At 74.6% G+C, this 7,217-nt stretch carries 9 protein-coding genes; 8 read left to right on the plus strand and 1 reads right to left on the minus strand.

Annotated features, from left to right (window positions below; all coding sequences use genetic code 11):
* The first annotated feature begins 592 nt into the window (after positions 1-592).
* The 4 genes from alr (at position 593) to EAO70_RS28770 (ending at position 3,778) form a co-directional block, all read left to right on the plus strand.
* Positions 593-1,741 (plus strand): alanine racemase, encoded by a 1,149-nt coding sequence (gene alr / locus EAO70_RS28755; RefSeq protein WP_148005782.1) that lies wholly within the window; start codon positions 593-595, stop codon positions 1,739-1,741.
* Between the two features lie 10 nt (positions 1,742-1,751).
* Positions 1,752-2,942 (plus strand): alpha/beta fold hydrolase, encoded by a 1,191-nt coding sequence (locus EAO70_RS28760; RefSeq protein WP_148005783.1) that lies wholly within the window; start codon positions 1,752-1,754, stop codon positions 2,940-2,942.
* 10 nt (positions 2,943-2,952) lie between these two features.
* Positions 2,953-3,453, plus strand: coding sequence for a tRNA (adenosine(37)-N6)-threonylcarbamoyltransferase complex ATPase subunit type 1 TsaE (gene tsaE / locus EAO70_RS28765; RefSeq protein ID WP_148005784.1), 501 nt, complete (start codon positions 2,953-2,955; stop codon positions 3,451-3,453).
* A gap of 133 nt (positions 3,454-3,586) precedes the next feature.
* Positions 3,587-3,778: a hypothetical protein gene (locus EAO70_RS28770; RefSeq protein WP_148005785.1), complete on the plus strand. Its 192-nt coding sequence runs from the start codon at positions 3,587-3,589 to the stop codon at positions 3,776-3,778.
* A gap of 87 nt (positions 3,779-3,865) precedes the next feature.
* Here the strand turns inward: EAO70_RS28770 and EAO70_RS28775 are convergent, their stop codons facing one another.
* Complete coding sequence (locus EAO70_RS28775; protein ID WP_261993102.1) at positions 3,866-4,432, minus strand: L,D-transpeptidase; 567 nt, start codon at positions 4,430-4,432, stop codon at positions 3,866-3,868.
* Between the two features lie 96 nt (positions 4,433-4,528).
* On the opposite strand from EAO70_RS28775, the gene tsaB reads away from it, so the two are divergent.
* From tsaB to EAO70_RS28795, 4 genes are read left to right on the plus strand one after another with little or no spacing between them, the layout of a single operon-like run.
* Positions 4,529-5,185 (plus strand): tRNA (adenosine(37)-N6)-threonylcarbamoyltransferase complex dimerization subunit type 1 TsaB, encoded by a 657-nt coding sequence (gene tsaB / locus EAO70_RS28780; protein ID WP_148005786.1) that lies wholly within the window; start codon positions 4,529-4,531, stop codon positions 5,183-5,185.
* A 23-nt stretch (positions 5,186-5,208) separates the two neighbouring features.
* A complete protein-coding gene (rimI, locus tag EAO70_RS28785; RefSeq protein ID WP_148006565.1) occupies positions 5,209-5,679 on the plus strand; it encodes a ribosomal protein S18-alanine N-acetyltransferase in 471 nt (156 codons plus the stop codon).
* The gene (gene tsaD, locus EAO70_RS28790) at positions 5,669-6,784 is read left to right on the plus strand and encodes a tRNA (adenosine(37)-N6)-threonylcarbamoyltransferase complex transferase subunit TsaD (protein ID WP_148005787.1); all 1,116 of its coding nucleotides are present in this window, start codon (positions 5,669-5,671) and stop codon (positions 6,782-6,784) included. The genes rimI and tsaD overlap by 11 nt, the downstream gene beginning before the upstream one ends.
* Positions 6,781-7,035, plus strand: a complete 255-nt coding sequence (locus tag EAO70_RS28795; protein WP_148005788.1) for a hypothetical protein — start codon at positions 6,781-6,783, stop codon at positions 7,033-7,035. Before tsaD ends, EAO70_RS28795 begins: the two co-directional genes overlap by 4 nt.
* Positions 7,036-7,217 lie beyond the last annotated feature (182 nt).

Consider the following 7,217-nt stretch of genomic DNA (forward strand, 5'->3'; position numbering starts at 1 on the left):
GCCAGGCCCCGCGCGGGGGCGGCCGGCGTCCGCAGGCCCCGGCCCGGCCCGGGGCGGCCAGGCCAGGCCCGGTCCGGTGCGTCGGTGGGGGCGTCGGTTCGTGTCCGTCGTTCGCGGGCGGCTCGCCACGCCGGGTGGCCGTGACGTCGCTTGGGAGTGGCCGGGGCGGCGCGGGCGCGCGGGCCGGGGTGGCGGTGCCAGGCCCCGCGCGGGGGCGGCCGGCGTCCGCAGGCCCCGGCCCGGCCCGGGGCGGCCAGGCCAGGCCCGGTCCGGTGCGTCGGTGGGGGCGTCGGTTCGTGTCCGTCGTTCGCGGGCGGCTCGCCACGCCGGGTGGCCGTGACGTCGCTTGGGAGTGGCCGGGGCGGCGCGGGCGCGCGGGCCGGGGTGGCGGTGGCGTCGGCCGGGAGTGGTCGGCGGTGACGGTCGTACGGCCGTCGGTTCCTGGTCGCCGCTCGTGGCCGCTCGCCACGCCCGGTGGTGGTCGCGGTCCTGGCGGTTCCGGCCGGGGATCCCGGGGCTTGGCGCGCCAGGGTGACCGGGTCTACAGCCGGGGAAAGCGGTCCTGGAGCCGACACCTGAGAGACTGTGCGCGATGACTGAGACACCGCCGCCCCGCAGAGCCCGTGCCGAGATCGATCTCGGTGCCCTGCGTGCCAACCTCCGCACGCTGCGCGCCCGCGTCGCCCCCCACGTCCGGATCATGGCCGTGGTCAAGGCCGACGCGTATGGACACGGCGCGGTGCGCTGTGCCCGCGCGGCCCTGGACGCCGGTGCGGACTGGCTCGGTACGGCCACCCCGCACGAGGCTCTCGCGCTGCGCGCCGCCGGGATCACCGGCGTCCCCGTCATGTGCTGGCTCTGGACCCCCGGCGACCCCTGGGACCAGGGCATCGAGGCCGGTCTCGACATGTCCGTGAGCGGCATGTGGGCCCTGGAGGAGGTCGTCGAGGCGGCCCGGAGGACCGGCGGCACCGCGCGTATCCAGCTGAAGGCCGACACCGGCCTCGGGCGTAACGGCTGCCAGCCCGCCGACTGGCCCGAGCTGGTCGGGGCGGCCGTCGACGCCGAGGCGGAGGGGCTCGTCAAGGTCACCGGCCTCTGGTCGCACTTCGCCTGTGCGGACGAGCCGCACCACCCCTCCATCGCCGCGCAGCTCGACGTCTTCCGCACGATGCTCGACCACGCCGAGAAGGCCGGTGTCCGGCCCGAGGTCCGGCACATCGCCAACTCGCCGGCCACCCTGACGCTCCCCGAGTCCCACTTCGACCTGGTCCGGCCGGGCATCGCGCTGTACGGCGTGTCCCCGAGCCCGGAGCTGGGCACCTCCGCCGAGCTGGGGCTGCGGCCGGTGATGTCGCTCAAGGCGAGCGTCGCCCTGGTCAAGCAGGTCCCGGCCGGCCACGGCGTCAGCTACGGCCACCACTACGTCACCGACGAGGAGACCACCCTCGGTCTGGTCCCGCTGGGCTACGCCGACGGCGTCCCCCGGCACGCCTCCGGCCGGGGCCCCGTCCTCGTCGACGGCACCGTCCGCACCGTGGCCGGGCGCGTCGCCATGGACCAGTTCGTCGTCGACCTGGGCGGTGAGGTGCCCGCGCCGGGCACCGAGGCCGTGCTGTTCGGCCCCGGCGACCGGGGGGAGCCGACCGCCGAGGACTGGGCGGTGGCCGCCGACACCATCGCGTACGAGATCGTCACCCGGATCGGCGCGCGCGTCCCGCGCGTGTACCTGGGCGAGTAGAGGGGGGTTCATGGGCGAGTCCAGCAGCACCGGCACCTGGCGCCGCGCCGGATTCGCCGGCGCCGCGATAGGCGTCCTGGCGGCGGGAGCCGCCGCCGGGGTGGCCGTCGAGCGGCTCACCGTCGGCCGTTCCGTACGGCAGAAGGCACGGCTCGCCCTCGACTCCACCGGCCCGTACGGCGGGCTGCGCGGGACCCCCGGCCGGGCCCTCGCCGACGACTCGACCGTCCTGTACTACGAGGTCGACGAGGTGGCGCCGGACACCCCGCCCGCCCGCCGGCGGCGGCTCTTCGGGCGCAAGGAGCCCGCCCCCGTCACGGTCGTCTTCAGTCACGGCTACTGCCTCAACCAGGACTCCTGGCACTTCCAGCGGGCCGCGCTGAGCGGTCTCGTCCGCACCGTCCACTGGGACCAGCGCAGCCACGGCCGCTCGGGTCAGGGCGTCGCCCAGTCGGGCGCCGACGCGGTGCCCGTCGCCATCGACCAGCTGGGCCGCGACCTCAAGGCGGTCCTCGACACCGCCGCTCCCGAGGGCCCGATCGTCCTCGTCGGGCACTCGATGGGCGGCATGACGATCATGGCGCTCGCGGACCGGTACCCGGAGTTCGTCCGCGAACGGGTCGTCGGCGTCGCCTTCGTCGGTACGTCCGCCGGAAAGCTCGGCGAGGTCTCGTACGGCCTCCCGATCGCCGGCGTCAACGCCGTCCGGTGGGTGCTGCCCGGCGTGCTGCGGGCGCTCGGCTCGCAGGCAGAGCTGGTGGAGCGGGGCCGGCGGGCGACCGCGGACCTGTTCGCCGGGCTGATCAAGAAGTACTCGTTCTCCTCGAAGGACGTGGATCCCGCCGTCGCCCGCTTCGCCGAGCGGATGATCGAGTCCACCCCCATCGATGTCGTCGCCGCCTTCTATCCGGCCTTCGCCGAGCACGACAAGGCGGCCGCCCTGCCGGTGTTCGCCGGCGTCCCGGTGCTCGCGCTCGCCGGCGACCACGACCTGGTCACCCCCAGCTCGCACACCGAGGCCATCGCCGACCTCCTCCCGGACGCGGAGCTGGTCATCGTCCCCGACGGCGGCCATCTGGTGATGCTGGAGCACCCGGAGGCGGTCACCGACCGCCTCGCCGACCTGCTCGTCCGGGCGGGGGCCGTCCCGGACACGGCGGCGGCCGCCGCGACGGTGAGGCCGGACACCCGCAACGGCTAAGTTGGCGGGTATGGAAGCAGCGCACCCGCCCGTCTCCGGCGCGACCCTCGCCATCGACTCCCCCCAGCAGATGCAGGAGCTCGGCCGCCGTCTCGCGAAGATCCTCCGCCCCGGGGACCTCGTCATGCTCACCGGTGAACTCGGCGCCGGGAAGACCACCCTCACCCGGGGCCTCGGCGAGGGCCTCGGCGTGCGCGGCGCCGTCACCTCCCCGACCTTCGTGATCGCCCGCGTCCACCCGTCCCTGGTCGGCGGTCCGGCCCTGGTGCACGTCGACGCGTACCGACTCGGCGGCGGTCTCGACGAGATGGAGGACCTCGACCTGGACGTCTCGCTGCACGACTCCGTCGTGGTCGTCGAGTGGGGCGACGGGAAGGTCGAGGAGCTCACGGACGACCGGCTGCACCTGCTGATCCACCGGGTGACGGGCGACACCGAGGACGACCGGCGCACGGTCGAGCTGCGCGGGATCGGCGCGCGCTGGGCCGAGGAGGACCTGGGTCTGCTCTGACCGGCGGTATGCCGGACCCACGGTGGTACGTAGTTTCCGACAACGTGTCGGGAAGGTGTTGCGCCGTTCGCACGTGCCGTGGTGACATGGATGCACGATCTGGTTAGGTGAACCTAACCTACGGGAGGCATGCATGGCGACGCCGAAGCGCGCGGAACCCGTCCGGGACCACGTCTCGATGAGTGAACTGCTGGCATCCTGCGCGGCGGCCCGCGCCGTGTCGACCCCGCCGGGCCGGTTCCCCGGCCAGGTGGAGGAGGAGCGCGGAGCGAGGGCCGGGCAGGTCGAGCGGATCACGCGGGTCGTGCGCGGCAGAGCGGCGTAGGGCCTGTCGGGGGCCCGTCAGGCGGTGGCCCGCTCGCGGCCCGGGGGTGCCCCCCGGGCAGGCGGCTTCGCTCGCGGGTGCCCGTGGCTACGGGACGACGACGACCTTCGCGCCGATCACCGCGAACGTCCACAGCGCGTCCCCGTCGGCCCGCTTCATGCGGATGCCGCCGGTCTTCCGCGCCGGGTCCGGGCTCGGCGTCGAGCCGTCGACCGCCGCGCTGAAGCCGATCGCCACGTCCTGGGCCGTCGTGAACCGCACCACGTGCTCGATCTGCACGCCGTCCGAGCCGCGGACCGAGCCCGAGCGGGACGTCACGCTGTACGAGCCGGGTGCCGGGTCCACCGTGCTCGCCATCACCGGGAACGTCCGGCCGGCCTTGCCGTCCGCGGCGACGATCCAGACCCGGCGCTCGCCGAGGGAGTACACGACGCGCTCGCCGGTGCCGGAGGCCGCCGGTACCGCCAGGGGGTTCTTCGCCGGCTGCTTCGGGCCGCCGCTCGGGGAGACCGAGGGGGCGGAGGTGCCGGGGGTCCGGGGCGCGGCCGAGACGTCGGCCGGGGCGTTCGCCGAGGCCTGGTAGGCCAGGAAGCAGACCGCGGCGACGGCCGCCGCCGTGAGCCCGGCCACGAATCCCGAGCTGCTCCGTGCCACCGTGCCCACCTCTCGTACGAACGTATCGAAGGGTGACGGTAGCAGCAGGGCGAGCGAGCGGCGGGGCAGCGTGCCCGGGAGCCGTAGGCTGTTCGCGTGCTGTTGCTCGCCATGGATACCGCCACCCCCGCCGTCACCGTCGCCCTCCACGACGGCGAGGCCGTCCTCGCCTCGTCGGAGCAGGTCGACGCCCGCCGTCACGGGGAGCTGCTGCTGCCCGCCGTCGACCGGGTCCTCAAGGAGGCCGGGCTGAAGCTCGACGCGGTCACCGGGATCGTCGTCGGCGTCGGCCCCGGGCCGTACACCGGCCTCCGGGTCGGCCTCGTCACCGCCGCGACCTTCTCCTCCGCGCTCGGCGTGCCGGTGCACGGCCTGTGCACCCTGGACGGCCTCGCCTACGCCTCCGGGATCGACGAGCCCTTCGCCGTCGCCACGGACGCGCGCCGCAAGGAGGTCTACTGGGCGCGGTACGAGGACTCCCGCACGCGGGTGACCGACGCGGCCGTCGACCGGCCCGCCGGGATCGCCGAGCGGCTCGCCGGCCTCCCCGTCGTCGGCGCGGGCGCCCGCCTCTACCCCGAGGCGTTCCCCGACGCCCGCGACCCCGAGCACCAGTCGGCGGCCGCGCTCGCCGCGCTCGCCGCGGAGCGGCTCGCGGCCGGGGACGGCGGCTTCCTCGACCCGCTGCCGATGTACCTGCGCCGCCCCGACGCCCAGGTGCCGAAGAACTACAAGGTGGTCACTCCCCAGTGACCGGGGCCGTGGAACTGCGCGAGATGCGCTGGTGGGACATCGCACCGGTGCTGGCCCTGGAGGACGAGCTGTTCCCCGAGGACGCCTGGTCGGCGGGGATGTTCTGGTCCGAACTCGCGCACGCGCGCGGCCCGCGGGCCACCCGCCGCTACCTCGTGGCGGAGACCGCGGGCGGCGCGATCGTCGGCTACGCCGGGCTCGCCGCGGCCGGCGGGCTCGGCGACGTCCAGACGATCGCCGTCTCCCGCGACCAGTGGGGCACCGGACTCGGCGCCCGGCTCCTCACCGACCTGCTCCACCACGCCACCGCCTTCGAGTGCGAAGAGGTGCTCCTCGAAGTGCGCGTGGACAACACCCGGGCCCAGAAGCTGTACGAGCGCTTCGGCTTCGAGCCCATCGGTTTCCGGCGCGGCTACTACCAGCCCGGGAACGTCGACGCGCTCGTGATGCGACTGACCGTTCAAGGAACTGAGACTGATTCTGATGGCTGCTGACGAACCGCTCGTACTCGGCATCGAGACCTCCTGCGACGAGACCGGCGTCGGCATCGTCCACGGGACCACGCTCCTCGCGGACGCCGTCGCGTCCAGCGTCGACACCCACGCCCGCTTCGGCGGGGTCGTGCCCGAGATCGCCTCCCGCGCCCACCTGGAGGCGATGGTCCCGACGATCGAGCGCGCCCTGAAGACGGCCGGCGTCTCCGCGAAGGACCTCGACGGCATCGCCGTCACGGCGGGCCCCGGCCTCGCGGGCGCGCTGCTCGTCGGCGTGTCGGCGGCCAAGGCGTACGCGTACGCCCTCGGCAAGCCGCTCTACGGCGTCAACCACCTGGCCTCGCACATCTGCGTCGACCAGCTGGAGCACGGGAAGCTGCCCGAGCCGACGATGGCCCTGCTGGTCTCCGGCGGGCACTCCTCGCTGCTGCTCTCCTCCGACATCACCTCCGACGTGCGCCCGATGGGCGCCACCATCGACGACGCGGCGGGCGAGGCCTTCGACAAGATCGCCCGCGTTCTCGACCTCGGCTTCCCCGGCGGCCCGGTCATCGACCGGCTCGCCAGGGAGGGCGACCCGGCCGCGATCGCGTTCCCGCGCGGTCTGAGCGGCTCCCGGGACCCGGCGTACGACTTCTCCTTCTCCGGCCTCAAGACCGCCGTGGCCCGCTGGATCGAGGCCAAGCGGGCGGCCGGCGAGGAGGTGCCGGTGCGGGACGTCGCCGCGTCCTTCCAGGAGGCCGTCGTGGACGTCCTCACCCGCAAGGCCGTCCGGGCCTGCAAGGACGAGGGCGTCGACCACCTGATGATCGGCGGCGGCGTCGCCGCCAACTCGCGGCTCCGGGCACTGGCCCAGGAGCGCTGCGAGCGGGCCGGGATTCGGCTGCGGGTGCCCCGGCCCGGACTGTGCACGGACAACGGCGCGATGGTCGCGGCCCTCGGCTCCGAGATGGTGGCCCGCAACCGGGCCGCCTCCGACCTGGAACTGTCGGCGGACTCGTCGCTGCCGGTGACGGACCCGCACGTGCCGGGCGCGCACGCGCACGGCCACTCCCACGATCACGATCACGTGCACGAGGTCAGCAAGGAGAACCTGTACTCATGAGGCTCACCCTCATGTGGGAGGCGCGGGCCGCGCAGGGCCGGGGCGCCGAGCTCCTCGAATGGGCCCGGGCGCGGGTCCTGGCCCGTGAGCCGGTCCGCCGGGAGGTCCTCCGGGCCCCGCAGGACCGGGTCCTCGTCCTCACCTGGTGGGAGGCGGAGACCTTCGACGCCGAGCTGCCCGAGCTGCCGGAGCCGGACGCGGAGCTCATCACCCGCCCGGTCCACCGCTGGCGCTTCGAGTCGGTCGAATAGCCGCCGGGCGACGCACGACGAGCGGCCGGGGGCGATACGGCGACACCCGAACGAAAATAGAGCAACCTTTCGAGCTGTTCGGGCATCCCACAGCGCGTGAAGAAGACGATCGCGCTGTGGGCGGCGCTGACCGCCGCCGCCCTCCTGGTGACCGGCTGCGCGGCGGCGGAGCCCCCGGCCGC

Source organism: Streptomyces sp. adm13(2018), from assembly GCF_008042145.1.
Lineage (GTDB): Bacteria > Actinomycetota > Actinomycetes > Streptomycetales > Streptomycetaceae > Streptomyces.

What these genes read in the sequence shown, in the direction of transcription:
- alr (WP_148005782.1), top strand. Translation starts at nt 593, where the DNA reads ATGACTGAGACACCGCCGCCCCGCAGAGCCCGTGCCGAGATCGATCTC.
- EAO70_RS28760 (WP_148005783.1), top strand. Translation starts at nt 1,752, where the DNA reads ATGGGCGAGTCCAGCAGCACCGGCACCTGGCGCCGCGCCGGATTCGCC.
- tsaE (WP_148005784.1), top strand. Translation starts at nt 2,953, where the DNA reads ATGGAAGCAGCGCACCCGCCCGTCTCCGGCGCGACCCTCGCCATCGAC.
- EAO70_RS28770 (WP_148005785.1), top strand. Translation starts at nt 3,587, where the DNA reads ATGGCGACGCCGAAGCGCGCGGAACCCGTCCGGGACCACGTCTCGATG.
- rimI (WP_148006565.1), top strand. Translation starts at nt 5,209, where the DNA reads ATGCGCTGGTGGGACATCGCACCGGTGCTGGCCCTGGAGGACGAGCTG.
- tsaD (WP_148005787.1), top strand. Translation starts at nt 5,669, where the DNA reads ATGGCTGCTGACGAACCGCTCGTACTCGGCATCGAGACCTCCTGCGAC.
- EAO70_RS28795 (WP_148005788.1), top strand. Translation starts at nt 6,781, where the DNA reads ATGAGGCTCACCCTCATGTGGGAGGCGCGGGCCGCGCAGGGCCGGGGC.